At 69.5% G+C, this 25,717-nt stretch carries 26 protein-coding genes, 1 tRNA gene and 1 pseudogene; 11 read left to right on the plus strand and 17 right to left on the minus strand.

Features of this window, described 5'->3' with window-relative positions:
* The first annotated feature begins 117 nt into the window (after positions 1-117).
* From HNR07_RS21435 to HNR07_RS21455, 5 genes are all read left to right on the plus strand, one after another.
* Positions 118-1,269, plus strand: coding sequence for an LLM class flavin-dependent oxidoreductase (locus tag HNR07_RS21435; protein WP_184366540.1), 1,152 nt, complete (start codon positions 118-120; stop codon positions 1,267-1,269).
* The gene (locus HNR07_RS21440; RefSeq protein ID WP_184366541.1) at positions 1,266-2,318 is read left to right on the plus strand and encodes a pirin family protein; all 1,053 of its coding nucleotides are present in this window, start codon (positions 1,266-1,268) and stop codon (positions 2,316-2,318) included. Before HNR07_RS21435 ends, HNR07_RS21440 begins: the two co-directional genes overlap by 4 nt.
* Before the next feature lie 49 nt (positions 2,319-2,367).
* Complete coding sequence (locus tag HNR07_RS21445; protein WP_184366542.1) at positions 2,368-2,763, plus strand: N-acetyltransferase; 396 nt, start codon at positions 2,368-2,370, stop codon at positions 2,761-2,763.
* Positions 2,760-3,215: a carboxymuconolactone decarboxylase family protein gene (locus HNR07_RS21450; RefSeq protein WP_184366543.1), complete on the plus strand. Its 456-nt coding sequence runs from the start codon at positions 2,760-2,762 to the stop codon at positions 3,213-3,215. Before HNR07_RS21445 ends, HNR07_RS21450 begins: the two co-directional genes overlap by 4 nt.
* A gap of 117 nt (positions 3,216-3,332) precedes the next feature.
* Positions 3,333-4,301: an MsnO8 family LLM class oxidoreductase gene (locus HNR07_RS21455; RefSeq protein WP_184366544.1), complete on the plus strand. Its 969-nt coding sequence runs from the start codon at positions 3,333-3,335 to the stop codon at positions 4,299-4,301.
* 28 nt (positions 4,302-4,329) lie between these two features.
* Here HNR07_RS21455 and HNR07_RS21460 read toward each other — a convergent pair whose 3' ends face one another.
* The 8 genes from HNR07_RS21460 to HNR07_RS21495 all read right to left on the minus strand — a co-directional run bounded on the left by HNR07_RS21460 (position 4,330) and on the right by HNR07_RS21495 (position 11,119).
* Positions 4,330-6,114: a carboxylesterase family protein gene (locus HNR07_RS21460; protein ID WP_184366545.1), complete on the minus strand. Its 1,785-nt coding sequence runs from the start codon at positions 6,112-6,114 to the stop codon at positions 4,330-4,332.
* A 330-nt stretch (positions 6,115-6,444) separates the two neighbouring features.
* The gene (locus tag HNR07_RS21465; RefSeq protein WP_184366546.1) at positions 6,445-6,753 is read right to left on the minus strand and encodes a GNAT family N-acetyltransferase; all 309 of its coding nucleotides are present in this window, start codon (positions 6,751-6,753) and stop codon (positions 6,445-6,447) included.
* Between the two features lie 112 nt (positions 6,754-6,865).
* Complete coding sequence (locus HNR07_RS21470; protein ID WP_221318895.1) at positions 6,866-8,023, minus strand: MFS transporter; 1,158 nt, start codon at positions 8,021-8,023, stop codon at positions 6,866-6,868.
* 124 nt (positions 8,024-8,147) lie between these two features.
* Positions 8,148-8,987, minus strand: a complete 840-nt coding sequence (locus HNR07_RS21475; protein WP_184366548.1) for an alpha/beta fold hydrolase — start codon at positions 8,985-8,987, stop codon at positions 8,148-8,150.
* Between the two features lie 218 nt (positions 8,988-9,205).
* Positions 9,206-9,601 carry a nuclear transport factor 2 family protein gene (locus tag HNR07_RS21480; protein ID WP_246420425.1) on the minus strand — a complete coding sequence of 132 codons (396 nt, stop codon included), beginning with the start codon at positions 9,599-9,601 and terminating at the stop codon, positions 9,206-9,208.
* A 2-nt stretch (positions 9,602-9,603) separates the two neighbouring features.
* A complete protein-coding gene (locus HNR07_RS21485) occupies positions 9,604-9,915 on the minus strand; it encodes a MoaF-related domain-containing protein (RefSeq protein WP_184366550.1) in 312 nt (103 codons plus the stop codon).
* 13 nt (positions 9,916-9,928) lie between these two features.
* Positions 9,929-10,153, minus strand: coding sequence for a (4Fe-4S)-binding protein (locus HNR07_RS21490; RefSeq protein ID WP_184366551.1), 225 nt, complete (start codon positions 10,151-10,153; stop codon positions 9,929-9,931).
* A 318-nt stretch (positions 10,154-10,471) separates the two neighbouring features.
* Positions 10,472-11,119 carry a TetR/AcrR family transcriptional regulator gene (locus HNR07_RS21495; protein ID WP_184366552.1) on the minus strand — a complete coding sequence of 216 codons (648 nt, stop codon included), beginning with the start codon at positions 11,117-11,119 and terminating at the stop codon, positions 10,472-10,474.
* A gap of 122 nt (positions 11,120-11,241) precedes the next feature.
* On the opposite strand from HNR07_RS21495, the gene HNR07_RS21500 reads away from it, so the two are divergent.
* Both HNR07_RS21500 and HNR07_RS21505 read left to right on the plus strand, forming a co-directional pair.
* Complete coding sequence (locus HNR07_RS21500) at positions 11,242-12,291, plus strand: methyltransferase (RefSeq protein ID WP_184366553.1); 1,050 nt, start codon at positions 11,242-11,244, stop codon at positions 12,289-12,291.
* Between the two features lie 33 nt (positions 12,292-12,324).
* Positions 12,325-13,050, plus strand: coding sequence for a flavodoxin family protein (locus tag HNR07_RS21505; RefSeq protein WP_184366554.1), 726 nt, complete (start codon positions 12,325-12,327; stop codon positions 13,048-13,050).
* A gap of 62 nt (positions 13,051-13,112) precedes the next feature.
* Here the strand turns inward: HNR07_RS21505 and HNR07_RS21510 are convergent, their stop codons facing one another.
* Positions 13,113-13,580 carry a MarR family winged helix-turn-helix transcriptional regulator gene (locus HNR07_RS21510; protein ID WP_184366555.1) on the minus strand — a complete coding sequence of 156 codons (468 nt, stop codon included), beginning with the start codon at positions 13,578-13,580 and terminating at the stop codon, positions 13,113-13,115.
* Positions 13,581-13,716: 136 nt separating this feature from the next.
* Between HNR07_RS21510 and HNR07_RS21515 the strand changes: the two genes are divergently transcribed.
* Both HNR07_RS21515 and HNR07_RS36150 read left to right on the plus strand, forming a co-directional pair.
* A complete protein-coding gene (locus tag HNR07_RS21515; RefSeq protein ID WP_184366556.1) occupies positions 13,717-14,451 on the plus strand; it encodes a MerR family transcriptional regulator in 735 nt (244 codons plus the stop codon).
* Between the two features lie 355 nt (positions 14,452-14,806).
* Positions 14,807-14,961, plus strand: a pseudogene (locus HNR07_RS36150) (IS5-like element ISMra2 family transposase); the annotation flags it as partial.
* 349 nt (positions 14,962-15,310) lie between these two features.
* On the opposite strand, the gene HNR07_RS21525 reads toward HNR07_RS36150, so the two are convergent.
* Complete coding sequence (locus HNR07_RS21525) at positions 15,311-15,841, minus strand: hypothetical protein (RefSeq protein WP_184366557.1); 531 nt, start codon at positions 15,839-15,841, stop codon at positions 15,311-15,313.
* Positions 15,842-16,278: 437 nt separating this feature from the next.
* Here HNR07_RS21525 and HNR07_RS35645 point away from each other — a divergent pair, with 437 nt between their 5' ends.
* On the plus strand, positions 16,279-16,713 hold the full coding sequence (locus HNR07_RS35645) for a peptidoglycan-binding domain-containing protein (RefSeq protein ID WP_281387286.1): 435 nt from the start codon (positions 16,279-16,281) through the stop codon (positions 16,711-16,713).
* A 112-nt stretch (positions 16,714-16,825) separates the two neighbouring features.
* On the opposite strand, the gene HNR07_RS21540 is transcribed toward HNR07_RS35645, so the two are convergent.
* From HNR07_RS21540 to cysS, 4 genes are all read right to left on the minus strand, one after another.
* A complete protein-coding gene (locus HNR07_RS21540; RefSeq protein WP_184366560.1) occupies positions 16,826-17,158 on the minus strand; it encodes a hypothetical protein in 333 nt (110 codons plus the stop codon).
* A gap of 365 nt (positions 17,159-17,523) precedes the next feature.
* Positions 17,524-17,596, minus strand: a tRNA-Thr gene (locus HNR07_RS21545).
* Positions 17,597-17,684: 88 nt separating this feature from the next.
* Positions 17,685-18,662, minus strand: a complete 978-nt coding sequence (rlmB, locus tag HNR07_RS21550; RefSeq protein ID WP_184366561.1) for a 23S rRNA (guanosine(2251)-2'-O)-methyltransferase RlmB — start codon at positions 18,660-18,662, stop codon at positions 17,685-17,687.
* Positions 18,663-18,900: 238 nt separating this feature from the next.
* Positions 18,901-20,304, minus strand: coding sequence for a cysteine--tRNA ligase (gene cysS, locus HNR07_RS21555; RefSeq protein ID WP_184366562.1), 1,404 nt, complete (start codon positions 20,302-20,304; stop codon positions 18,901-18,903).
* A 439-nt stretch (positions 20,305-20,743) separates the two neighbouring features.
* On the opposite strand from cysS, the gene HNR07_RS21560 reads away from it, so the two are divergent.
* The gene (locus HNR07_RS21560) at positions 20,744-22,912 is read left to right on the plus strand and encodes a DUF2637 domain-containing protein (RefSeq protein WP_312893927.1); all 2,169 of its coding nucleotides are present in this window, start codon (positions 20,744-20,746) and stop codon (positions 22,910-22,912) included.
* Positions 22,913-23,626: 714 nt separating this feature from the next.
* On the opposite strand, the gene ispF is transcribed toward HNR07_RS21560, so the two are convergent.
* The 3 genes from ispF to phoU all read right to left on the minus strand — a co-directional run bounded on the left by ispF (position 23,627) and on the right by phoU (position 25,656).
* Complete coding sequence (gene ispF / locus HNR07_RS21565; RefSeq protein ID WP_184372445.1) at positions 23,627-24,097, minus strand: 2-C-methyl-D-erythritol 2,4-cyclodiphosphate synthase; 471 nt, start codon at positions 24,095-24,097, stop codon at positions 23,627-23,629.
* 31 nt (positions 24,098-24,128) lie between these two features.
* A complete protein-coding gene (locus tag HNR07_RS21570) occupies positions 24,129-24,611 on the minus strand; it encodes a CarD family transcriptional regulator (protein ID WP_026116638.1) in 483 nt (160 codons plus the stop codon).
* 382 nt (positions 24,612-24,993) lie between these two features.
* Positions 24,994-25,656 (minus strand): phosphate signaling complex protein PhoU, encoded by a 663-nt coding sequence (phoU, locus tag HNR07_RS21575; protein ID WP_184366563.1) that lies wholly within the window; start codon positions 25,654-25,656, stop codon positions 24,994-24,996.
* Positions 25,657-25,717: the final 61 nt, after the last annotated feature.

Here is a 25,717-nt window from a genome sequence, read left to right on the forward strand (position 1 = left end):
TCCGAAGTTTACAGTTGACTTGTCAACTGAAGGGTGACGATGCGGGAAGTAGGAGTGACAGGCCCCGCATCTCGCTCACCACGCCAGTTACCCAGCAACCACACGGAGGTGGGTGCGATGCAGTTCGGGATCTTCACCGTCGGTGACGTGACCACCGACCCCACGACAGGACGTACGCCGACCGAAGGCGAACGGATCAAGGCGATGGTGCGGATCGCCCTGAAGGCCGAGGAGGTCGGGCTGGACGTGTTCGCCACCGGCGAGCACCACAACCGGCCCTTCGTGCCCTCGTCCCCGACCACCATGCTCGGCTGGATCGCGGCGCGCACCGATCGCATCATCCTGTCCACGTCCACCACCCTGATCACCACCAACGACCCGGTGAAGATCGCGGAGGACTACGCGATGCTCCAGCACCTGGCCGACGGGCGCGTGGACCTGATGATGGGGCGCGGCAACACCGGCCCGGTCTACCCCTGGTTCGGCAAGGACATCCGCGACGGCATCCCGCTGGCACTGGAGAACTACAACCTCCTGCACCGCCTCTGGCGCGAGGACGTCATCGACTGGGAGGGCAGGTTCCGCACCCCGCTGCAGGGCTTCACCTCCACGCCCCGCCCGCTCGACGGCGTTCCCCCGTTCGTCTGGCACGGATCCATCCGCTCCCCGGAGATCGCCGAGCAGGCGGCCTACTACGGGGACGGATTCTTCGCCAACAACATCTTCTGGCCCAAGCGGCACTTCCAGAAGTTGATCAACCTCTACCGCAGGCGCTTCGCCCACTACGGCCACGGCACCGAGGAGCGGGCCCTCGTCGGCGTGGGCGGCCACATCTTCATGCGGGCCAACTCCCAGGACGCCGTCCGGGAGTTCCGCCCCTACTTCGACAGCTCACCCCTGATGGGCGGCGGGCCGTCACTGGAGCAGTACATGGAGGAGACCCCGCTGACCGTCGGCAGCCCCCAGCAGGTCATCGACAAGACCCTCACCTTCCGCGAGAACTTCGGCGACTACCAGCGTCAGCTGTTCAACGTCGACGGCACCGGGGTCCCCCTGAAGACCGTGCTGGAGCAGCTCGACATCCTCGGCGAGGAGGTCCTGCCGGAGCTGCGGAAGGAATTCGCCAGGAACCGACCGGCCGGGGTGCCCGACGCCCCCACCCATGCCTCACTGCTCGCCGCTCGTAGGGCCGAGAGCTCCGGGGACGCCTCCGCGGCGGTGGCGGGTTCAGGCGCGATGGAAACGGAATCAGAAAGAGCACCGCGATGACCAACACAGAGACACGTCCGGGCACCTTCGTGTGCAGCGAGGGCGGCCTTCCCGGGCCCCTGGCCGCGTGTGAGGGCGGCGCTCCGGTCGAGATCATCACCGCCCGGACCGTCCCCCTGGGCGGACCGCGCGCGATCAACGTCCGCCGCACCCTGCCCCAGCGGCAGCGCTCGCTGATCGGCGCGTGGTGCTTCGTCGACCACTTCGGCCCGCACGAGGTGGCCGACACCGGCGGCATGGACGTGGCCCCGCACCCGCACACGGGGCTGCAGACCGTCAGCTGGCTGTTCGACGGCGTCATCGCGCACAACGACTCGGGCGGGAACGCCGCCACCATCCGTCCAGGGCAGATGAACCTGATGACGGCGGGAGCGGGTATCTGCCACTCCGAGACCTCCACCCCGGAGGCGGTCCGCATCCACGGGGTGCAGCTCTGGGTCGCCCTGCCCGACGAGGTCCGGCACCGCCCGGAGCGCGATTTCGAGCACTACGTCCCCGAGCCGGTCGAGTTCGACGCGGGCACGGCCCTCGTGTTCCTCGGCTCGCTGCTCGGTTCGCGGTCGCCGGTGAGCACGTACACGCCGCTGGTGGGGGCCGAGCTCAGGCTGGACCCCGGCGGGGTGCTCGACCTGCCGGTCGATCCCGAGTTCGAGCACGGCCTGCTGGTGGACACCGGTGAGGACGTCAGGCTCGAAGGCGTGCACGTGCCCAAGGACGCCGTGGGCTACACCGGGGTGGGCGCCCAAACCCTGCGGGTGGCCAACGGGGGCGACCAGTCGGCCAGGCTCGTACTCCTGGGCGGTGCGCCCTTCGGCGAGGAGGTCCTCATGTGGTGGAACTTCCTGGGCCGCACGACGGAGGAGATCACGCGCTACCGGGAGGAATGGCAGCACCACGGCGAGCGGTTCGGGCGGGTGGAGGGCTACGTGGGGCACGGCGGCCCGGGCCGCAACCGCGAGGGGATGTCGAGGATTCCGGCCCCCGAACTGCCGCCGGTGCAGATGCGCCCCAGGAAGAACCCGCCGCCGCACGCACAGATCGACGACTGACCCGAGAAGCGCCGACGGCTGACCGACAGAACCAGAAGAGGTGTCCGAGATGACCGAGCAGCGAACCGACAAGACGGGTGCTCCCGTCTCCATCACCCTTGACCAGAACCGCGCCATCAGCGCCTACACCGTGAGCGTGGACGAAGCCCTCGCCGGACGCGCGGACTTCGTCGACCCGCCGCAGGCGCCCGGCGAGCGCGTCTTCTTCCACACCGAGGTCGACGCGGAGTTCGGCGGCCGGGGCCTGGCCGGGCTGCTCGTCCGCGAGGCACTGGCCGACAGCATCCGCCGGAACCTCACCGTCGTGCCCGTGTGCCCGCTGTTCGCCAGGCACCTGAAGGAGCACGGCGAGGAGTACGAGGCCGAGGGCGGGAAGTTCCGCCGCCCCAGGCCGGCCGACCTCGCCCTGGTCAAGGAGACGGTCGAGAACGCGGGTGACGCGTGAACGCCGACCGCCCCTTCATCGACAAGGAACACCCCAAGGTCTACGGGGCCATGTTCAAGGCCGCCAAGGCCTCCCGGACCGCCTCGCACGAGGCCGGTCTGGGCGACGACCTCATCGAGATGGTCAACATCCGGGTCTCCCAGATCAACGGGTGCTCGACCTGCCTGAGCATCCACTTCCCCAAGGCCCGTAAGGCCGGGGTGGAGCAGCGCACCCTGGACGTGCTGCCCGCGTGGCGCGAGACGAAGCTGTTCACGGATCAGCAGCGGGCCGCGCTCGAACTGGCGGAGTCCCTGACCGTGATCGACCCGGCCCTCGACCGGCAGGCCGTGAACGCCCGGGCGGCCGCCCACCTGACCACCGCCCAGATCTCGGCGGTGGAGTGGACGACCACCCTGATCAACGCGTTCAACCGCATCTCCATCGCCAGCGGGCATCCGGTGATCCGGTAGGGGTGGTCGGGAGTAGGCGGGAGGGTTCGGTGGTTCCTACTGTCGTGGCGGTCCGCGGCACGGACGGCCCGCCACGGCGGTAGGACGGCCGCAGCGAACGGACGGGGTCTGGAACTGATGCGCATCTCCCTGCTCGACCGCTCACGGACGCGCGACGGGGAGTCCGACGCGGAGGCGATCGCGACCACCGTCGAGCGGGCGGTGCGCGCGGACGAACTGGGCTTCCACCGGTTCTGGACCGCCGAGCACCACGCGGTCCCGGGCATCGCCAGCGCCGCCCCCACCGTGCTGCTCGCGGCCATCGGCGCCCGCACCCACCGCATCCGCCTGGGCACCGGCGGGGTCATGGTGCCCAACCACAACCCGCTGGTGATCGCCGAGCAGGCGTTGCTGCTGGAGGCGCTGAACCCGGGCCGGGTCGACCTGGGGCTGGGCGGGTCGCTGGGCTTCACCGCCCCGATCCGGCGCGCGCTCGGGCGGACCGCCCTGCACGAGGACGACTATCCGCTCGAGGTCGAGCGGGTCCGGCAGTATCTGAGCGGGCGGGCCGAGGTCACCGCCAAACCCGGCGTCGCGCCTCCGCCCGTGTTCCTGCTCGCCGTCCGGGGCGGGTTGGCCCTGGCAGCGGAACTCGGACTGCCCGTGGTGGTCGGCGGACCGGCCCTGCGCGATGAGCGGCGGCTGGCCGCCTACTTCCGGGACTTCCGCCCGGGTCCGGCCGCGGCCGAGCCCTACCTGATCGTGAACACGGACGTCTCCGTCGCACACACCCCGGAGCGCGCCCGCGACCTGCTGCTGCCCGAGGCCTGGGCGTACGCGGACTCGCGGGACGTCGGCGAGTTCCGTGCGCTGCGCCCCGTCGGGGAAGCGCGTCGGCTGCTCGACACGAGCAGGGAGCGGAAGCTCAAGGCGGTGGACGACTGGCTGGACGGTGCGGTCTTCGGCACCCCTGAGCAGGTGGAGAGCTCGCTCACCGGCCTCCTGGAGCGCACCGGTGCCCGCGAGGTGCTCGTGAACGTCAGCACCTACGACCGCGACGAGGTCCGCAAGACCGACGAGTTCCTCGCCTCGCTGCGGACCGGGTAGCGAACCCCCTCCCGCTGGGACCTCCCCGCTACGGGATCGGTCCGTCGTACTCCATCCAGAAGTCGACGGCCTCCGGGCGCGGGCGGGGCGCCACCGAGCTGCCGCCGTCGAACTCCATGACCCGCTCGGGGTCCTCCTCCACCGTCGGCCAGGCGGGCAGGCCGGGCCCGTTGGGGTCGCCGTCCGCGCCGAGGTTGTCGTAGGCGTAGGCCACCTCCGCGCCGTGGTAGGCGCCGTACTTCTCCAGTCCGGCTTCCGGGGGGACGTGCGCGAAGTGGTAGAGGTAGGCGTCCGACGCGCCGGTCCGGGTCTGCAGCCGGGCCCAGCGGTGCACCGCCCGGGTCATGACCTTGTCGGTCTGGGCCTGCGGGAGCGAGTCGAGGACCTGCTCCTGGGTCTCTCCGGGGTAGAGCTCCAGGAACCGTTCGGCGTCCTCGCCGTACTCCTCCCGAACCGAGGCGCGGTACTCGTCGGCGTCGGTGTCGGGTGGCAGGGCCAGGATCAGGGAGGCCTCGTCGGCGTTGCTGCCGACCAGGACCGGTACGTCCAACTGGTCCCCCGCCGCGTAGACGTCCGCGGGCGTCGCGGGGAGCACGTGGCCGTCGATGAAGGGCCGCCAGTGGCTGTCCAGGGTCTCCGCGGCGGCCAGGACGCGGTCCAGGGGCATCTCCCGCATCTGCGCCAGAGTGGCTCCGCCCAGCGCCTCGCTCAGCCGGAGCCCGGCGTCCTCGGCGGCCTCCCTCGTGTCGAACTGGTCGCCGTCCTCGGTGTCGCCGGTGGTGCCCATGCAGGCTCCGCCGCCCGCGATGACACCGTCCACGAGGTCCTCGGCCAACGGGGTCGCGCCCAGGAGGCACACGCTCTCGCCGCCGGCTGACTGGCCCGCGACGGTCACCCGGTCGGGGTCGCCGCCGAAGGCCGCGATGTTGTCGCGGATCCACTCCAGGGCGGCGATCTGGTCCTGGAGGCCGTAGTTGCCCGAGGCCTCGCCCCCGGATTCTTCGGCTAGGTCGGGGTGGGCGAGGAAGCCGAGAACGCCCAGCCGGTAGTTGAGGGTCACGGTGATGACCTCGCCCCGGGAGGCGAGGGCCGCGCCGTCGTAGAGCGGCAGTGCGCCGGAGCCGGTCATGAAGCCGCCGCCGGGGACGTAGACGAGGACGGGCAGCCGCTCCGGGCCGCGCTCGGCCCCCCGCCAGATGTTGAGGGTGAGGCTGTCCTCGCCGGCCGGATAGGGGTTGAGGAGGGTGCCCGCCAGCGGGACGTCGATGACCTGTGAGAGCGCCCGGGTGGTGAAGGAGGACTCGCTCTGGACGGGGACGTCGGAGAAGCGGTCGGCGTTGAACACCTCCGTGCGCGGCAGGGGCGGCTGGGGCGCCCTCCAGCGCAGCTCGCCCTCCGGCGGTCGCGCGTAGGGAATCCCCGCGAAGACCTCGACCGTGCCCGGGTCGTCGAGGACCCCTCGGACCGGCCCCTCCCGCGTCTCGACGATCTCGGTCGGGGTACGTTCCTGACCTCCCGCGAGACGGTTCTGCGGCGCCGGATAGGCGGCCACCGCCGTGACGCTCACGAGCACGCCCGCGATCAGCCACGCCCCGGTCTGGAGGATGGCGTGGCCCCGCAGCCACCAGCGGGCCGTCGCCCCCAGGAACACCAGCAGCACCGCGATCAGTACCCAGCCCCACCAGGGGCTCTGGTTGAGCCACAGGATCACCCCGGCGACCACCGCGATCGGCAGGAACGGCAGCCGGTACCGCAGCGGGCCGCGCCCGCGCGGGTCACCGGCCGGTCGCGGCCCGCGCTCGTCGATTCCCATCTCTCAACTCTCCGCTTCCCGGACCCGGCTCCGGCTCGATCACCCGCACGGCACGCTTGGACGGCGGAGGGGTCGGGCTCCGCTTCCCCTGCCCCGGCCCTCCTGCCCGGAGCCGGGTCCGGGCCCACGGTCCAGACGCCGCGCCGGTTCCTCCAGGGCGCCGGGGAGGCCGTCCGGGTTCCGTCGGGGGTCGACGCGTTGGTGCGCCGCGCGGAGCCGAAGGGGGCCTCGACGGCGCGGAGCTCGGAAGTGCCCTGGGATCCAGTCCTCGCTTCCGCGTCGGCGCGAAGGCCCCCGTGCCGCCCCGGTCCTCCTCCGGGCGGGGTCCGATCAGTCGCTGACCTTGCTCCGGGACCGGTAGACCAGGTCCCGGTACTCCGGGTGACGGGCGATCCAGCCCGCGAAGAAGGGGCAGGTCGGGAGTACTCCCAGGCCAGCGGCACGGGCCTCGTCCAGGGCCGTGCGCACCAGCGCCGACCCGACCCCCCTGCCCTCGTAGTCCGGCGAAACCTCGGTGTGCACGAACGCGACGAGCTCAGCCGTACGGATGTACTGCGCCAGGCCCGCGACCCCGGACGCCCCGTCGACGCGGGCCTCGTAGCGCTTCGCCTCGGGCACGTCACTCACTTCGACAGCCATGTGTCCTCCTTCTGACGCCTGTCGATCAGGCGCACATTCAGCAATTGTGGATGATAAGTCAACTAGTTGGGACGCGGAGGGGCGCTGCCCCGGGACGGTGGCGCCAGCGCTCCTAGGCGAGCGCGCGTCGGCGCTGTGCGGCCCAGACGACCAGGCCGACGAGCGCGACGACTCCGGCCGCACCACTGGTCAGCGGCCATCCCACGGTGTCCCAGAGGACCGCGGTGAGGGTGGAGCCGATCGCTCCGCCGATGAAGTTGCCGACGATGAGCGCGGTGTTGAGCCTGCTGCGGGCCTTGGGGTCGATGGCCATCACACTGGTCTGCACGAGGACGAGCACCGACTGGATCCCCACCGACGAGACGGCCGCCGCCAGGAAGACGACGGCGAGGCCGCCACCGGCGAAGGCGGCGGCGACCATCGACAGCAGCGTCAGCGCGAACCCGGCACCGATCGCCGGAAGCGCCCAGCCGCGGTCGAAGAGCCGGCCGACGTTCTGCGCGGCGACGGCTCCGGCCACTCCGAGCAGGCTGACCAGCCCGATCCGGGTGACGGAGAAGCCGTAGGGCGCCGAGGAGAGCAGGAACGTCAGGCCGGTCCAGAACATCGTGAACACGGCCATGACGCACGCCCCGAGGAGTATGAGGACGCGCAGCCTCGCGGACTCCCGGACGGCGACGAACACGGAGCGGAGCAGGGTCCCGTAGCCGACGCGCGCGGAGGCCGGCATCCGGGGGATCGACCGCGCGAGCAGCAGCGCGAAGACCAGGTTCAGCACCGCCGCGAACACGAAGACCGAACGCCATCCGGCCAGGTCGGCGACGAACCCGCTCACGACCCGGGCGATGAGGATGCCGAACAGCAGGCCGGAGGCGACCGTCCCGATGGTGCGTCCGCGGTGTTCCGGACGGGCCAGGTCGCCCGCCAACGGGGTCAGGAGCTGACCGGTCACACTGCTCAGCCCGACGACGAACATCGCAAGGACCACGACGGCGTAGGAGGGGGCCACGGCGGTCACGACCAGTGCCAGGACCGAAACGGCCATGATCGCGGGGATCAGCCGGTGGCGTGCGAGCGTGTCCCCGAGCGGAACGATCAGGAGGGCTCCGAGCGCGTAGCCGACCTGGACCCCGGTGATGATCAGGCCCGCGAGTCCCGCCGGAACGCTCAGCCCCGCACCGATGTCGTCCAGGAGCGGTTGGGCCCAGTAGAGGTTGCCGACGACGACACCGCCGGAGAGAGCGAAGAGCAGGGTCAGGGCTCCACTCATCCGGGATGGGCGGTGGGGGCGGGATGGTTGTCGGCGGGAACCGGATACTTGTTGGCGGGGGCTGACCGTGTCGGTCATGGGGTCCCTTCCGACCGACGCGGAACCGCGGATAGCCGGGGAACCACTAGCCGAGGAAGTCGAGGAGCGCGGTGTTGACCTCGTCGGCGTGCGTCCAGAGCAGCCCGTGCGGGGCGTTCTCGACCTCCACGTACCGCGCCTGCGGCAGGAGCTCGCGGAAGCGGCGGGCGGTGGCGTCGATGGGCAGGATGTTGTCCGCGGTGCCGTGCAGGATCAGAGCCGGCTTGCCGCTGGCCCGGACCGCCTCGACGTCGGCTCGGAAGTCCTCGATCCAGGCGGAGACGACCGCGTAGGCCGCCACCGGGGCGCTGGAGACCGCGACGTTCCAGCTGTTGGTGACCGCCTCCTGGCTGATCCGTTCTCCGAGGGTCTGGTCGAGGTTGTAGAAGTCGGCGAAGAACTGCGTGTACCAGGCGTAGCGGTCCCCCCTGGCCGCGGCCTCGATCCCGTCGAAGACGTCCTGCGGCACCCCTTCGGGGTTGTCGTCGCGGGCGACCAGGAAGGGTTCCAGCGAGGCGAGGAAGGCGAGCTTGGCGACCCGCTCGTGGCCGTACCGGGACACGTAGCGGGCGAGTTCGCCGGTGCCCATCGAGAAGCCGACGAGGACGACGTCGCGCAGGTCGAGGGTGTTGAGCACGGTGTCCAGGTCGGCGGCGAAGGTGTCGTAGTCGTAGCCGGAGCCGACCTTGGACGACCTGCCGAACCCGCGCCGGTCGTAGGTGATGACGCGGTATCCGGCCGCGAGCAGCTCCCGCGTCTGGCGCTCCCAGCTGTGGCCGTTCAACGGGTACCCGTGGATGAGCACGACGGGCTGGCCCGCGCCCTGGTCCTCGTAGTAGATCTCGACCGGGGTGCTGTTCTCGTTTCCGACGGTGACGTAACCCATGATCTGCCTGCCTTCTCTTTCAGTGTTCGGACTGCGCGGCGACAGGGCGTGTTCGCACCGAAGCCGTGTTCTCACTGGGACGTTGGGACACTGGGACGTTGGGGCACCGGGGCACCGGGGCACCGCGACCCGTGGCAACCCCCGTTCCCGGGACCGGGTCAAGCGGAACTGCGCTGCGGGTCGACACGGCTTGGTGCGCCGTTCACCCGGGCACGGGTTCACACCATGGGGTTCGCGCTGGCGGTGGATTCGGGGCGGGTGTACTCCTGGACGACGTCCCAGTGCTCGACGATGCGGCCGCCCTCCAGCCGGAAGACGTCGACGATCACCACTGGGCCCGGACCCCAGCCGTGGACGAGGCTGTGCGTGAAGACGAGGTCGCCCTGGGCCGCGGTGCGCTGCGGCTCCCAGGAGAACCCTTCAAGGCCGGGCACCACGGCGCGCAGCGTGTCGAGGCCGTCGGGCATCTGGGGGCTGTGCTGCACGTAGGGCTCGGCCCAGTAGCGGTCAAGCGCGCTGAGGTCCTTGTCGATGAAGAGCTCCCGCATCGCGGTGAGCACGATCTCGGTGTTGCGCCTGGCCAGGTCGGTTTCGGTGACGGTGCTGTGGGTCATGGTCATGCCTCCGTGATGGTTCCGACGAGGTTGTACAGCGCGCCGTCGACGGTGACGTTGGAGTAGAGCGTCGCGTTGGCGAAGTCCTCCACGTGGGTCACGGTGGCGCCACTGGCCTCGGTCCACGAGTTGAGGTAGACGCCCTCGCGGATCTTCCTGAGGTTGAGCCGGACGGTCTCGGCGTGGCCGTCCGGGGCGAGCCCGCCGCCCTCCTCGACCACGAAGCTGCCCTGCGACTCCGATTCGAAGGTGAACCTCACCTTCAGCGGCCCCAGGTCGAATCTGTAGCTTCTGCCGACTGGTTGCGCGGTCATGGATTCCCCTGTCTCAGCCGACGCGGTGGTACCGCAGGGCTCCCGAAGGGCAGCGCCGGACCACCTCGGCCGTGCGGTCGGCGGCGGCGTTGTCCGGCTGGATCCACGGACGCCGCTCGATGTCGAACACCTCGGGCAGGCCGCGGACGCACTCGGCGGCGTGCTGACAGCGCCCCGCCTCGAAGGTGACCGCGATCGACTGCCCCTCGTACGTCTTCTTTCCGGATCCGCCGCTCATGGCTACCCCCGTCGCTGCGGTGCCCGTCTTCGGCCGGCCCGGGCTGGTCAGGTCTGATCTGGCCGTCACGCTAGCAACATGTAGTTGATACATCAACCCACATTCCAAAAAAAGACCGACCCGCACACGACTTCCGATGCAACGAAAACCCACTTCAGACCTGCTTTTCGAGGCACCGAAGCAGAATCAGAGCTTGTTGATTGCTCAACTAATGAGGTTTAATCCTGAGCATCAGGGCCGGGCCACCGGCCACCCGGCCGCCAGAAGACCGTCGGGGACGGAAGACCGTTGGAGGGAGTGGCGATCCGACAGACCAGGTCAGCCGGACTCCGACTCGCCCGGCTCCACCAGACCCCCGAGGGCAGCGACCGCCTGGGCGCCGAGCCAGGACTCGGCCCGCCCGAAGTCCCAGCCGCAGTCCTTGAGCAGGGTGCGCCAGGCGGCGATCCCGAAGCAGAACCAGAGGCGGTCCGAGACCTCCTCGACGTCCAGGCGCCCGGACACGAGTCCTCGCGCGACGAGGACGGTCGCGGCCTGGCGAAGCGCGCCGCGGTAGCTCTCCACGACCTGCTGCCAGATCCGGTCGGCGTCCTCGTCCCCCAGCGAGGCGTACAGCAGGTCGATCGAGTCGCTGAAGCGCTCGTGGTCGGAGCGGGTCCCCCGGGCGAGGCAGGCGGTGGCCGCCGCCAGGTCGGGAACGGTACGGAGCTCCTCGATGGTCGCGGGCGCCGTGGACTCGGCCACGTCCAACCTGAGCAGTTCGCGCAGGAGTTCGGCCTTGGTTCCGGCGCTGGCGTACACGGTCTTGACCGCCGTACCGGCTTCGCGAGCGATGTCGGACATGGTCACGCGCAGGTACCCGCGGCTGACGAACAGCCTCCGGGCCGCACCGAGGATCTCCTCACGGGTGCGGGCGGCGTCGCGTTCGCGGCGGGGGGATCGGTAGGTCCTGGACTCGGAGGGCACCCGAGGATTCTATCTGCTACACACTTGACGCATTCAATGCACACTGCCTAACCTCAATTTTGGCCGACAGCGGGGGCGCACTGCTCAACGTGCGGCCCGAACCCAGTGAAACGAGATTCCCCATGGCCCCAGAAGCGGCGTCGGCCCCCTCGAACGAGCAGCCCTCCGGCGCGCTCTCCGCCCAGATGGCGGGGATGCTGTCGGGGTTCGCCCTCTCCCAGGCCCTGTACGCGGTCGCCAAGCTCGATCTCTCGGCGAAGCTGCTCGCCGGACCGCGCACGGTGACCGAGCTGGCGGAGGAGACCGGCGTGCTGGCGGACCCGCTGCGCAGGGTCCTGCACACCCTCAGCGGCGTCGGCGTGGTGACCCACCGGGAGGGCGACCGCTTCGCCGTCACCGACCTGGGCGCCACACTGGCCGACGGCACCCCCGGCTCCCTGCGCGGAACCGCGCTGCTGTGGATGGAGACCCACTACGAGGCGTTCGGGGAGCTCCTCGGCGCACTGCGGACCGGACACACCGGGTTCGCGCTCCGCCACGACCAGGAATTCGTCCCCTACCTGCGCGAACACCCCGAACACCTACCCAGCCTGACCTCCGCGATGGCCGAACTGAACGGCGGGCCGCGGCAGGCCCTGCTGTCCGGCTACCGGCTGCCGGAGGGCGAGGTGGTCGCGGACGTCGGCGGGGCCGACGGCTCGGTGCTCGCCGCCCTTCTGGCCGACGAGCCCGAGCGGCGCGGCGTCGTCATGGACCTGCCCGGGGTCGTCCCCGCCGCCACCGCCCGGATGAGCGCGGCCGGACTGGCCGACCGGGTGAGCGTGGTCGGCGGCGACTTCTTCGCCGGTGTGCCCTCGGCCGACGTCTACCTGCTGTCCGCGGTACTGCACGACTGGCCCGACGAGGACTGCGCGCGGCTGCTCGCGCGGGTCGGGGAGGCGGCCCGGCCGGGCGCCCGGCTCGTCGTGATCGAGTCGCTGCTGCCCCCTGGCGACGAGCAGCACCCGAGCAAGCTGAGCGATCTGATCATGTTGACGATGGCGGGCGGGCGGGAACGCACCGAGTCGGAGTACACGACTCTTCTGGGCGCCTCCGGATTCGTCGTCGACAGGATCATCATGGCCCCGGCCGGCGGTTACTCCGCCATCGAGGCGACTCTCAAGGCCGTTTGAGGACCACCGACCGAACCTCCGGAAGGACTTTCGATGACCGCGCCCACGAGCGAGAAGCCCGACTTCACCGGGCTGCGCGCGCTCTACATCAACTGCACCCTCAACCGCTCTCCGCAGCGCAGCCACACCCAGGGGGTGATCGACCGCAGCGCGGCGATCATGGAGGCGAACGGGGTCAGCGTGGACCAGTTCCGCGCAGTCGACCACGAGATCGCCACCGGGGTGCGCCCGGACATGACCGAGCACGGGTGGGAGAGCGACGAATGGCCCGCACTGCTGGAGCGGGTCCTGGCCGCCGACATCCTGGTCATCGGCGGCCCGATCTGGCTGGGCGACAACAGCTCGGTGACCCGCCGGGTGATCGAGCGGCTCTACGGCTACTCCGGTGTGCTGAACGAGCAGGGCCAGTACGCCTACTACGGGCGCGTCGGCGGCACCCTGCTCACCGGTAACGAGGACGGCCTCAAGCACTGCGCGATGAGCATCCTCTTCAGCCTGCAGCACATCGGTTTCACGATCCCGCCCCAGGCCGACGCGGGCTGGATCGGTGAGGTCGGCCCCGGCCCGTCCTACCTGGACGAGGGCTCCGGCGGCCCGGAGAACGACTTCGCCAACCGCAACATCAGCTTCATGACCCACAACCTGATGCACACCGCGTCGATGCTCCGCCGCGCCGGGGGCTTCCCGGCCTACGGCAACCAGCGCGCGGCCTGGGACGCTGGCTGCAGTCCCGACAACGCCAACCCCGAACACCGCTGATCAGCCGGTTCGCGCGGGAGGGGGTGGGCTTCGCCGAACCGCGGGGACAGCGTGCCGCCGGTTCAGTCCGGTTGCTTCTCCATGTGTTCCAGGACGCGCTGGGAGAGCCGGGCGAACGTGTTGAGCTGGTTCGGCGTCATGGCGTCGATGAACAGTCGGCGGACGTGCTCGACGTGTATGGGCGCGGCCTCCTGGATCGCCTGATAGCCGAGCGGAGTAGCCACGACGAACGCTCCGCGAGCGTCGTCGGGGCACTCCCTCTTGGTCACGAGACCGCGCTTCACCATCCGCGTGACCTGGTGTGACATGCGGCTCTTCTCCCATTCGGCGAGTCTGGCCAGTTCCTGGAAGCGCATCTGGCCGTCCTTGGCCTCGGTGAGCCGGACGAGCACCATGTAGTCTGCGGCGGACAATCCGGAGTCGGAGCGGACGAGGCGGGACAGCCTTCCGATGAGCGCCTCCTGCATCCGGATGAAGTTCTCCCAGGCTCTCTGTTCGTCCGGGTTGAGCCAGCGTGGTTCCCCATTCATGGGAGTAGTCTACAGAGTTCGTTGACACTTCATCGAAATGAGCTGATCTGAAGACGGCGGCGAATCCCGGCGGCCACCCTTCCCAGCTCGGGTTTCGTTCGGTCAGGGTAGGTCGGGAAGAGTGAGGAGTCGCCCCATGCTCAGTAGTGAACTCGCCCGACTGGCCGGTGTCACCGTACGCACACTGCGCCACTACCACCAGATCGGCCTGCTGCCCGAACCCCCGCGCTCGACCGGGGGCTACCGGCGCTACCAGGTGGGCGACCTCGTGCGGCTCCTGCGGATCACGAGACTCACGGCGCTGGGCGTACCCCTGTCCGCGCTGCCGGCGGTGCTGGACGACCCGAGGGCCGCGGAGGAGCTGCTGGACGAGCTCGACCACCAGGCGGCCGCTGAGATCGAACGGCTGAAGGCCCGACGGGCCGACATCGCCGCCCTGCGCAGCAGCGGATCCCCGCCCGACCTGCCCCCGGAGCTGTCGGTGCTGCGCTCAGCCCCGGGGGCCGGGGTGCCGGAGGACATGGCGCGGCTCGAACACGAACAGCTGGTCCTGCTCGGACACCTGCTCGGTGATGACGGCCCAGCGGAACTCGCCGCCCTGCTCAGCGGGGTGGACAGGGAGACGCTCACGGGACTCGAACCGCTGACGGCGCGGTTCTACGCCCTCGGGCCCGACACCCCGGACGACGAGGTCACGTCCCTGATCGACGACTGGATCGCCGGACTGGAACCGCTGTCAGAGCAGCTGGCCGGTGCGCCCGCGCCCGACGCGAGGGTCTCGGCCCTGCTGGACGAGCTGAACGAGCAGGCCCTCAAACCCGTCCAGCACCGGGTGCTGCGCCGGATCCTGCACCGGTTGGAGCACGGGTAGCGGCCAGCCGAGCGCTGACGCCGCCGGACCCCGGATCCGCCGTGCTCCGACTCCACCGAACCCTGTGGCCCAGGCCATGCGACGCGGCCTTGAGTCCGCCGCGACGTCGGAGTCTGTACTGGGCCGTGTCCGCGTCCATCCACCAGAAGGAACCACCATGACCGCCCCGGCCAAGCTGGTCGCCGTCGGGGAGTTCTTCAACCAGCCCGCCCGTAGCCGGGCCGTGCTGTCCCCGGACCGCACCAAGGTCGCCTACCCCGTCCTCCCTGGCGGGAGCGGCTCAACGTGTTCGTCCGCGACCTGGACTCGGACTGAACTGCCCCGACGACGTCGAGGGCTCGGGGCACGACACCTCATCGCCGAAGACGACACCGATCCGCACGCCCAGATCGACTCCACCGTCGTGCGGGCTCACCAGCACGCGGCCGGAGCACGAAGGAGAGGAGCACTCCTGAGGACTCCCGACGCGCCCAGAGCATCGGACGCTCCAGAGGAGGCCTGAGCACCAAGGCCCCGCCGTCTGCGAGGGCAACGAAAACCCCTGGTCAACCACCCTGGCACTCAGGGGTGCGTCGCAGACCAGCCGAACTGAGGCGTGCTCACTCCCCAGTAGCTCGCTGGCACGGTGAAGCCCGGTGTGAGGCACCCGTACTTGGCGGCTTGCCTCAGCTTCAGGTGTGGTGGGCTCTGAAGTGCGCAAACGAGTGAGGCGAGCTCGAAACTGATCGTGTTAGCCCTTCAACCCTTGCATCCCCTGAAGGTTCTGTGGCACGCTTATTCGCAGCGGTAGTAGTGTATCCAAATAAGCTCGCCCCTCCCAGGAGCGAGCTTTTTCTATTCCCAATTCGATACAGCCCGCTCAGTTCGAGCCTTCTTCGGAGCGCCGAACCTTCTGAGCAGAGCCGATTGGATCCACAAAAGAGAACCTACTCCCCTGCGGTGTCTCCAGAACCACTGAAACATGGTGGAGCTCCATACCCTCTGGGATCTCGCATCGATACTCGAACACCGCCGCTTCTCCCAGCGAGCCATCCGACGGGTAAATGCCCGCATGGTTAAGCGAGCGAACTGACTCGGCGCGCTGCTCTCCACCAGGAAGGAGGCAGTATACATCCGGTATTGTATTTTCCTGGTAGCGATTCGATTTGTTTGCCACTACCGCGTCAAAGTAAACAGATCTGGAATCGTCATTCCCCTCACGGACTGAAGTGACAGTATAAACGAGACCTCCACCGAACAGGAGGCCGTCGGACTCGCGCTCAAGTTCACCAAAATTTTTGTGTGACCGAACATCAAATTCGACCACCCCCGCAAACAAGAGGCCAACTACCACTGCAGAAGCAGTGAAAAAACCGAGCACGGCACCCAAAGAAAAAGAAGCCTTCTTCATTTTTCCCTTCAATCAAAAGATATTGGATTGAATAGTATGTGACACGCTATGTTCAGCGCAGTGAGTGGGGCGCAGACCCCAGTGGAAGGCCGGACCACAACGGCCCCATCCATGCTCAGACCGGCGGCGTCTGCATCCATTACGTCGGCAGCCGTATCTCCCAGGGCGTCAGCAACCACAATGAATGCAACACTATCGTCCGCGGAATCCAGGCTGGCCACCTCCAGGGCGACTACCAGGACATTGCATATAGCTTTCTGGTCTGCACCCACGGATACATTTTCATTGGCCGAGGCTTTGAATACCGATCCGGCGCCAACGGGACAAATATAGCGAATGACGCATAATTTTCCGTCTGTGGCCTGCTTGGGGTTCCCGACAATCCGAGCGCAACCATGATCACTGGAATCCGCCAAGTGGTTCGTGACTTGCGATCAATGGATTTGGCGGGGTACGGAATTATCGGCCACCAGAGTGTCGAAGGTATAGACACTGCTTGCCCAGGAAGCCTTCAGTCCTATGTTCAAGACGGCACTCTTAATCCCCCGGATACCCTGCCCCCGACTGATCCACTTCCGGTTGTTCCGCCGGTCGACCCCCCTGGGCCTCCTCCTGGCGGGGGCGCCCCGACATGGCCTGGAGTACTGTTCACCAACCCACCTCCGACCGAGCACGACGGGGTAATCCTCTGGCAGGGACGTATGCTCGAGCGAGGTTGGAACATCACCGTCGACGGCATCTACGGCGATCACTCCCAACAGGTCTGCGAACAGTTCCAGGCCGAAAAGGGACTGGCTGTCGACGGCATCGTCGGCCCCCCAGACCTGGGCCGCCACTTGGGAAGCCCCCATCACCTGATGGATTTTCCATGAAGGCGCGGCCGGGTCTTGAGACCCGGCCGCATACCTGACCTTTGGGTGTTGCCCTGCCCGGCCCCGGACTGTCGGGCGCGGCGGTACAGCATCTGGTAGATCCCCGACGGGGTCAGCGCCTTCCCCTTCTGGGACAGCCACAGGTACGGCAGGTGCGCGTCCGGGTGCTGGGCGCGCTGATGGCGGCGTCGCGCAGCCTGCAGGCATCGCCCCGCTTGGCCGCTCCCCGGTCACTCCTGCTCCTGGGCATCTTCAGGATGCGGTCGATCTCGCCGTCCTCGAACACCGGCACCGGCTTGGCCACCACCTTGGGCGCCTTGACCTTGCGCATCGGGTCGCCGATCTCCTCCTCGTCGGCAAGCCACTTGAAGAACTGCTGCAGGCAGCGGTACTGGTTGTTCCGTAACTCGACGAGTACTCGCGGCGGTGCAGCCGTGCCAGCCACGAGCGGATGTGCACCCGGTTGACCAGTTCCCAGTCACGGACGGGCCCGAAGGTGACCATGTCAGCGCACGTGTCAGCTGACGTCTCGTAGCGGTGGTCGATGTCAGTGGGCTGACCGCCGGACAGCAGGTGCTCGGCGGCGAACCAGGCGACCGACTCGCGGTACATCGAGACGGTACGGTCGCTCTTCTTCTCCGCACGCAGGTGCAGGCAGAAGGACTTGATGTGGAGGTTCAGGGGTCCAGCGGCCATGTTGCGCGGCCCCCGACGAACACGCTGGGTACCCATAGGCGATAGCTCTCCAGGCGACGAAGCTACGTGGTAGCGATCTCGCCGAGGGAGTTATCCCAGGTCAGGCAAAGAGAGAGCCGACGAGGGGACTTGAACCCCTAACCTATCGCTTACAAGGCGATTGCTCTGCCAATTGAGCTACGTCGGCCGACCACCGAGGCCGGAGCCTCGGTACGTCCAACCAGAATGGTACCGGGTCCGGTGCCGAGGGGCCTACTCGGCACCGGTGGGACCGGTTACTTGGACTCGGCGCCGCGGCGGCGGGCGACCTCGTAGAGGGAGACGCCGGCGGCCACGGAGGCGTTCAGGGACTCGGCGCCGCTGATCGGGATGCTCGCGACCACGTCGCAGGCCTCGCGGACCAGGCGGGACAGGCCCTTGCCCTCGGAACCCACCACGATCACCAGCGGGCCGGTGGCCAGCTCGAGCTCGGGCAGCTGGGTGTCGCCGCCAGCGTCCAGACCGGCGACGAACAGCCCGGCCTTCTTGTAGGCCTCCAGGGTGCGGGTCAGGTTGGTGGCTTGGGCGACGGGCAGCTTGGCCAGGGTTCCGGCGGAGGTCTTCCACGCGGACATGGTCACGCTGGCGGTGCGCCGCTCCGGGATGAGCAGGCCGTGCGCGCCGAAGGCGGCGGCCGAACGCGCGATGGCGCCCAGGTTGTGCGGGTCGGTGACCCCGTCCAGGGCGACGATCAGCGGCGGAGTGTCCGAGGCCAGCGCCTTGTCGAGCAGGCCCTCGGCCGCCCAGTACTGGTACGGGCGGACCTGGAGCACGATGCCCTGGTGGGTGGCGCCGGGCAGGCCGTTGCTCTCGCAGCGGCGGTCCAGGTCGGTGCGGTTGACCTCGACCACGTCCACGCCCTGGGCGCCCGCGAGCTTGGCGGCCTCGTTGACGCGGTCGTCCGGGTCCAGGCTGTTGGCCAGGAACAGGCGGGTGGCGGGCATGCCCGCGCGCAGCGCCTCGACCACCGGGTTGCGGCCGATCAGCAGGTCGGAGTTGTCCGGGCGGTCGGGCGAGCGGTCCTTGCGGGGGCTGTCCGAGGCACCGGACGGGCCGCCGGTCTGGGCGGCGCGCTTGTTGGCCTTGTGCCGCTGCTTGCCGTCGTACCAGTGCCGCTCCGAGGCGGGCAGGGTGCCGCTCTTGGGCTCCAGGGAACGGCGGTTCTTGCCGCCGCTGCCCTTCGTGGGGCCCTTCTTACTCTTCTTCGCCGGCATGGTCGCCGCCTCCCGTTACGTGTTGCGAGCATGCCGGAAGGACTCTTCCGGCCGATGGGGTAGCCGCGACGCCGATGGGCGGCGGCAAACTCCCAGCCTAACGCCGACGCGCTACCGCACGCGTCGGCCACCAGTGCGGGCCGGGCCGGGAAAACCCCGGGTCCGGCCCTGGTCAGTACTTGTTGTGCGGCCCGTACTCATGGAACCCGGGCCTGCTGAAGCCCCGCTTGCCGAAACCTCAGCTTTGGCGCAGGTCCCAGCGCGGGCCCTGCGGGGTGTCCTCCACCACCACGCCGGCCGCGGCCAACTGGTCGCGGATGGCGTCGGCCGCGGCGTAGTCCTTGCGTCCCCGAGCGGCCTGGCGCTGTTCGAGGGCGACCGCCACCAGGGCGTCCACGACCTCGGTCAGCCCCTGGTCGCCGCCGCCGGACCACTGCTCGCTGAGCGGGTCCAGACCCAGGACGGCCAGCATGGTGCGGAGTTCGGCGGCGATCTCCTGGGCCTTCTCCTTGGCCCCGGAACCCAGCGCCGTGTTGCCCTCGCGCACGTGCCCGTGGATGACTGCCAGCCCCTGGGACACGCCGAGGTCGTCGTTGAGCGCCTCGGCGAACTCCGCGGGGACGTCAGCTGCCGGGGCGATCGTGCCCAGGACCTCGACGGCGCGGGTGAGGAAGCCCTCGATGCGCTGGTAGGCGGAGGCCGCCTCCTGGAGCGCGGCGTCCGAGTAGTCGATGGTGGACCGGTAGTGGGCCTGGCCGAGGTAGTAGCGCAGTTCCACCGGGCGGACCTTCTGGACCACCTGCGGGATGAGCAGCGAGTTGCCGATGGACTTGCTCATCTTCTCGCCGCCGATGGCCAGCATTCCGTTGTGCAGCCAGTACTGGGCGAAGCCGTCCCCGGCGGCGCGCGACTGCGCCTGCTCGTTCTCGTGGTGCGGGAAGATCAGGTCGAGCCCGCCGCCGTGGATGTCGAAGCTGGGGCCCAGGTACTTGGTGGCCATGGCGGAGCACTCCAGGTGCCAGCCAGGGCGGCCTCGTCCCCACGGGGTGTCCCAGCTGGGCTCGCCCGGCTTGGCGCCCTTCCACAGGGCGAAGTCGCGCGGGTCGCGCTTGTCCCGGTCGGGGTCGGAGTCGCAGGACTCCACCACCTGGTCCAGGCGCTGGTTGGAGAGCTCGCCGTAGGCGGGGTGCGAGCGCACGTCGAAGTAGACGTCGCCCGAACCGTCGTCGGCGGCGTAGGCGTGCCCGGCGTCGATCAGGCGCCGCATGAGCTCGATCATCTCCGGCACGTGGCCGGTGGCGCGCGGCTCGACGGTGGGCGGCAGGCAGCCCAGGGTCTCGTAGGCCCAGGTGAAGGCGCGCTGGTTGCGCTCGCTCACCTGCCACCACGGGACGCCCTCGTCGGCGGCGACCCTGATGATCTTGTCGTCGATGTCCGTGACGTTGCGGCAGAACGTGACCTCGTAGCCGAGGTGGGTCAGCCAGCGGCGCAGGATGTCGAAGTTGACGCCCGACCGGATGTGGCCGATGTGGGGAGGTGCCTGCACCGTGGCACCACACAGGTACAGGGAGGCACACCCCTCACGAAGCGGGGTGAAGTCTCGGACCTGTCGGGCACTGGTGTCATAGAAGCGCAGACTCACGTTGTCAAGACTATCCGCTTTCCCTTCGCCCGGGCGTCACAAACCAGCCAGCGCTCTCAGGTGCGGGGGCCGTCTGATCGCGGCCCGGATGTCGACCGATGGCTGTCTGGCCTGCTCCGGACAGTACAGAGGACGCATATGGGGCGAGCCGTATTGGGCGCATCCGCATGTGAGATGGCCCGGCGTCCGGGGCCGACCTCGGCGAACGATCGGCCGCCACGCTCCGTCAATTGCGGCAGAACACCACAGAGCCCCCTGCGCCCCTGCGTCGGGAAGGGGCTGGAAGCAACCGGAATCGGCCGGAATCTCGTGTTAGCGGTACCGCCTCGACTACTCTTCGATGACGATGGCCCCTTTCAACAACGCCCCCGAGACAGGGACACGGAACGGTCGGACCGCGGGTCGCGGCGCGGGAGCCGGCGCTCTCGTCGGTGGCGCCGTGTTCGTCAGTGTCATCGCCCTGTGCGCCCTTGTCATCGCCTACAACGGCATCTACAGATTCGCCCTGCTCGTGCACGACGAGGGCGGCTTCCTCGCACACGTCTTCCCGGTGACCTTCACCCTTCTGGTCCTCATGGCCTTCTGGGTGAGCTACGTGCTCCGCGCGGCGCCACCGCGGGAGCGCCTGTGGGTGGACGTCGTCCTCATCCCCCTGCTGATCCTCGCCGCGGCCGTGCCGATGGTGCTGAACAGCATGGGGCTCATCGAGCGGCTGGGCGCCGAGAACGAGCGGATCGTCCAGGTGGTGGTGGCCGTCGCCCCGCTGGCCGCCCTGCTGGTGGCGTTCCTGCTGTGGATCACCGTGCGCGCGCACATCCGCAAGCGCAACATCCAGGTGCGTCCGCGCCCCAAGCCCTCCGATGATCGCCCCACCGTACTGCGGAGCCGTCCCGAGACGGTCGAGTCCGAGGTGGACGCGGAGTGGACGGACGGGGCACCGGCCCGGGACTCGCGCGAGCCGGAGGCGCTCAAGACCCGTCTGCTGCGGCTGGGCGCCGACGAGGACTACGACGGCCAGCAGCCTGACGAGCGCCGCGCGTCCGCCGGGGCCGACAGGGCCGACAGGGCCGACGAGGTCGAGGCACGCGCGGAGGCCGGCGGCCGTGTGAAGGCGGACGGCCGCCCGGCGGACGAGGAGGACACCCTCCCCGAAGCGACACCGTTGCCCGCCCGCACCTCCACCCTGCGCCGCGACCGCGCCGAGCAGCGGGAGAAGGAGCGCCTCGAACGCGAGGAGCGCGAACGGGCCGCACGCGAACGTGATGAGCTCGAGCAGCGTGAGCGCGAGGAGCGGGCCGTTCTCGAAAGGCGCGAGCTCGAGGAGCGTGAGCAGCGCGAGCGGGCCGAGCGGGAGCGGGAGGAACCCGAGGGAGAGGCGCGGTTCCGTGCCGAGGCCGGCCCCGACGACCCGACCGAGGTGATCCCCGCCGCCCGGGGGGCCGCGGCTGGGACCGAGGAGGGTTCGGGGAGGGGACGGCCCGAGGAGCCGGAGGACGATGCGGCCGAGGCCTCCGTGCCCACTCTGCCGCTCCCCCGCCGCTCCCGTGACGGCGGCAACCCGATCAAGCGTGCGGCCGCCGAGCCGCCGGTGGTGCCCGGCGCCGCCGCTCCCACGACCGGGCCCGAGACCGAACCGGAGCCTGAGCCCCGGGCCGCTTCCGGAATCGGTTCCGGAGACCGCGCCTGGGACGAGGGCGAGACCGACAACGGCGCCGGGGACGGGCCGGTCGTGGTGGTCCCGGACCATCTGGCCGACGAGGGCTTCGATCACGAGCCCCCGGTCGCCGACCCCGCCACGGACGAGGCCGAGGCGCCGATCCCCGTGCCGGTCGCCGTGGAAATCGCCGCCGAACCCGCCGCCGCCGAAGCCGTGGGCACCGGTGACACCGATGACACCGTCGAGCTCTGGCCCGCGGGGGAGGCCGAGACCGGCCCGTTGCCCGAGATCGAGGACCTTCCCTGGGCGGAGGGGCCCACGGACTCCGCGGTGTCCGAGGGTCCTGGGGCGCCCGGGGCGGCTGAGTCCGCCGACGCCGACGGGGCCGGGCCGGAAGCCGAACCCCTGTGGGAGCCTCCGTCCGAGGTCGAGAGCGCCTCGCCGCTGGCCGACTACGTGCCACCGGTGTGGACCCCGCCCGAGGAGGACCCCCCGGCCGCCGCCGACACCGCCCCCCTGTTGGGGATGGGGACCGGGGCCGCTGAGGACACGACTCCGGCGCTGGACCACGACACCGGCCCCGAGGTGCGCGCCGCCTTCCGCTTTCCAGCGAAGCGGCGCGGTGCGACAGGCGCCGAGGCGGAATCGGAGCCGGAGCAGCTGCCCGAGCCCGAACAGCTGCCCGCGCAGGAGGAGCCGGAGTCCGAGGCCGCGCCGGAGCCCGAGGTTCAGCACGGGCGGGCGCCCGAACCAGGGCGGGAGCCCGAGCCGAAGGCCCCGTCGGAGCCGGTGAAGGCGGCCCAGGCGCCTGCGCCCGGGCCCAGGCCGGGGAAGCCGTTGGAGAAGCGTCCGATGGTCCTGAAGCCCAAGCGCCCGCCCATGCCGGACTTCGCCTCCGGCCCGCCCTCCCGACGGGTCCGCAGCGAGCCCCTGCCCCCGGACGAACGCTGATTCAAGACGAACGCTGATTCGCAACGCCGTCCGCACGATGTCGGCCCCGGAACCCCGATCTTCGGGTTCCGGGGCCGACGTGTGTCCGGAGCGTAGCCGGGCACTGGCGTGCCCGGCAGGTTACGGAGGGCGGGCGTGGGACGGTCTCGGAGTGCTTCGGGGCGGTGGCGGGGCGGTCGGAGGCAGCACGAGGCGGGCGGGAACCGAGGATCCGCCGAGATCGACGTTACGTGCGCGAGGAGGGGTGCCGCCGGGCCCGCTCCTGAGCCTGCGGGTAACTCGTCACCCCGCTCCGACAGGGAGATACGCACAGCCTGTGGACAACCCGCCCGGCCCGCACCCGCCCGCCCGACGAAGGCCGGGACGGACTTTCGCCTGTTGCCCGCGATGGCCCCGGCCCGATTCCGCCCGCCCGCCATCAGGCGGCCTCTTCGGCCAGCGGCCCGGGACCGGCAACGCGCTTCTTCGCCCTGGGCGAGCTAGCCTCGCCCCTCGTTACGGGCTGCTCTGTCCGAGGCACTCACAGGTGTGGGTTTCGGTCCCCTGGGCGAGGGCCGCGGCAGGGGCCGGATACCGGCTTCGGCGATGCGCTTGACCTGGGCGGGAACAGGGCGGCTCCGGCCCCGCGCACACCGCTCGCGGCCGGGCGCCCAAGGCGCCCGGGAAGCAGCGGAGCGGCCCCGCCGAGGGCGGAGCCGCTCCGCTGTGCGTGCGTCAGTCCCTGGGGGCGCACAGGGCCGTGGCGACGGCCGCGATGCCCTCGCCCCGGCCGGTGAGGCCCAGCCCGTCCGTGGTGGTCGCGGAGAGGCTCACCGGAGCGCCCACGACCTCGGAGAGCGTCTTCTCCGCCTCGTCGCGCCTGGGAGCGAACTTGGGTCGGTTGCTGATGATCTGGACGGCCACGTTGCCGATCTCGAAACCGGCCGCGTGCACGCGCGCGACGGTCTCGGTGAGGAGTTCGGCGCCGGAAGCGCCCTTCCACCGGGGATCGGAGGTGCCGAAGTTGGATCCGAGGTCGCCCAGCCCGCAGGCGGACAGCAGGGCGTCGCACGCCGCGTGGGCGGCGACATCACCATCGGAATGGCCGCTGACACCGTCTTCTCCCGGCCATTCCAAACCGGCGAGAAAAAGTGTTCGTCCAGGAGAAAACGGGTGGACGTCGGTACCGACGCCCACCCGAGGCATTTTCGTCATAAATTACGTGATTCCGCGACTATCAGCTCGTCAGAACCTCGTCGAGGAGGGCTTCAGCCTTGTCCTCGTTGGTCTTTTCCGCGAGTGCGAGTTCGCTGACGAGAATCTGCCGGGCCTTGGCCAGCATCCTCTTCTCGCCCGCCGACAGACCGCGCTCCTTGTCCCGGCGCCACAGGTCCCGAACCACCTCGGCGACCTTGTTGACGTCGCCGGACGCCAACTTCTCCAGGTTCGCCTTGTAGCGCCTGGACCAGTTGGTGGGCTCTTCGGTGTGAGGTGCGCGCAGCACCTCGAAGACCTTGTCCAGGCCCTCCTGCCCCACCACGTCACGAACGCCGACATCCTCGGCGTTCGCAGCCGGCACGCGTACCGTCAGATCGCCCTTGTCAACCCTCAGAACGAGATAGGTTCTGTCCTCGCCCTTAATGGTGCGAGTCTCGATCGCTTCAATACGAGCAGCCCCATGATGGGGGTAGACAACAGTGTCGCCGACCTTGAAAGTCATGTGACAGGTACCCCTTCCGCTACCACAAGGATACCATGAATCTGTGACTTAACGTACCTATTAGGTTTGCGAACACGCAGGTCAGACCACACTTTTTAGGGCTTGACAAAGTGTACCCGAGGAGTACCCGGCGCCTGGCCGGAGCGGCTTCGACAAGCCCTTCACCCCCGCTGGCCAGCCGAAGCGCGGCCTCACCCGGGTCCGGATCGGGATAGGGTTCGCCCTCGCCCGGACACCCTCCGCGAGGGCCCATAGCGATATAGGTCACGATTTCGGCTCTGGTTGACCCGCCCATGATCCGTCCGGATCTCCGGCGGTTCCGCGAGTGGATCTCCAGGCGGCTCCCCGGGCACATCGGCCTCGGACGTCACCCGCCCGTCATTCAGGCCTCGGGCTCGTAGTCCTCACGCTTCTCACCGGTCACCATGTAGACCAGGTTGTCCGCGACGTGCACCGCGTGGTCACCGAAGCGTTCGTAGAAACGTCCGACCAGGGTCACGTCCATGGTCGCCTCCACCCCGTACTCCCACCCCGGGGCGAGGATGCGCTGCAGCAGCTTGCGCCGCAGCCGGTCCATCTTGTCGTCGTCCTCGTCCAGTTCCAGGGCGGTGTCGGGGTCCCGCTCGACGATCACCTCGCCCGCCTTGGTGACCAGCAGCTCCGCCTGGTGACCCATCTCCAGGACGATGGAGCGCACCGGCTTGGGGATCGCCGAGTCCGGGTGGCGGCGCCGGGCGATCTTGGCCAGGTGAACGGCGTGGTCACCCATGCGTTCGAGGTCCCCGCGCATCGCCAGGGACGTGATGATGGTCCGCAGGTCCGAGGCGACCGGCTGCTGCCGGGCCATCAGGCTGAACGCGGTGTCCTCGATCTCCTGGTCGAGCCGGTTGAGCTCCTCGTCACCCGAGATCACCTCCTGGGCCGCGTTCAGGTCGCTGTCCAGCAGGGCGGTGGTGGCACGCGCGACGGCGTGCCTGGCGAGCCTGGTCATCTCGACGAGGCGCTCGCTCAGGCTGTCAAGGTCGTCATGGTAGGTATCGCGCATGGCGTCAATGCTCCCAGTCTGCGTTTGAAGAATCGGCCAAGAGTTGGTGAACGATGGAAGA

Source organism: Nocardiopsis metallicus (genome assembly GCF_014201115.1).
Classification (GTDB): Bacteria; Actinomycetota; Actinomycetes; order Streptosporangiales; family Streptosporangiaceae; genus Nocardiopsis; species Nocardiopsis metallicus.